The 1,167-nt window shown below is 54.9% G+C and carries 1 protein-coding gene; it reads right to left on the bottom strand.

The window, feature by feature from the left end:
• Positions 1-119: 119 nt before the first annotated feature.
• A complete protein-coding gene (locus ALO64_RS14920; protein ID WP_054991743.1) occupies positions 120-1,100 on the bottom strand; it encodes an IS5-like element ISPsy2 family transposase in 981 nt (326 codons plus the stop codon).
• Between the last annotated feature and the right edge of the window lie 67 nt (positions 1,101-1,167).

Raw genomic sequence — 1,167 nt, 5'->3', positions numbered from 1 at the left:
CCGGCTACCGAGTCCTCAGCACTTTTCAAAAAACGATGCATGTCGAAATTTGCTCAATTATCTTCGCTTTTCAGCTCTTTCGGCCACTGCAAAGCCCTTTGCAGTAACCATTTCCTGCATTACACGCGCACCTCTCCTGCGCCCGCCAACAAATGTCGGCGGGCCATCCACAGGTTTGACAGGGCGAACAACGTCACCATCTGCGCGGTGTTCTTGGCCAAGCCCCGAAAGCGCACTTTTTCATAGCCAAACTGGCGTTTGATGACCCGAAACGGATGCTCGACCTTGGCGCGAACCTGGGCCTTGGCCTTCTCGATTTTGCGGATCGCCTTGTACAAAACACTGCGTTTTCCGTGCTTTTTGTAAGTGCTGCGGCGGGCGGCAATCTGCCAAATGACCTTGCGTCCAGCATGTTCTTCGCGCTTCTCAACCCCGGTGTAACCTGCGTCGGCGCAGACTACGTTTTCCTCGCCGTGCAGCAGTTTGGCAACCTGCGTGACGTCTGCCACATTGGCCGCTGTGACTACCACGCTGTGCACCAGGCCTGACTCGTCGTCGGCGCCGATGTGAGCCTTGGCGCCGAAATAGTACTGGTTACCTTTTTTGGTTTGATGCATCTCAGGGTCGCGTTTGCCATCTTTGTTCTTGGTCGAACTGGGCGCGTGAATCAGCGTGGCATCGACGATGGTGCCTTGACGCAACGACAAGCCACGGTCGCCCAGATAACCATTAATTACGCCGAGAATCCCGGTCGCCAACTCGTGCTTTTCCAGCAGACGACGGAAGTTGAGAATGGTGGTTTCGTCTGGAATGCGCTCCAGGCTCAGGCCTGAAAACTGACGCAGGATGGTCGTCTCATACAGCGCTTCTTCCATCGCCGGATCGCTGTAGCCGAACCAGTTCTGCATCAGATGAACACGCAGCATCGCCATCAGTGGGTAGGCGGGCCGGCCACCTTCTCCTTTTGGATAATAGGGCTCAATCAGGGCAATCAAACCTTTCCAGGGCACCACCTGATCCATCTCGATCAGGAACAATTCCTTACGGGTCTGCTTGCGCTTGCCGGCATACTCGGCGTCGGCGAAGGTCATCTGTTTCATCATCGAAAAGCTCGGCGACTGGTGTCCGGAGATTTTGCCAAATTAGGAAGTCTTTTTCAGAGTTTCC

It is taken from the genome of Pseudomonas meliae, from assembly GCF_001400515.1.
Taxonomy (GTDB): domain Bacteria; phylum Pseudomonadota; class Gammaproteobacteria; order Pseudomonadales; family Pseudomonadaceae; genus Aquipseudomonas; species Aquipseudomonas amygdali.
Note: the sequence above shows the minus strand (reverse complement) of the source record. Positions and strands in the feature narration are given on the sequence as shown.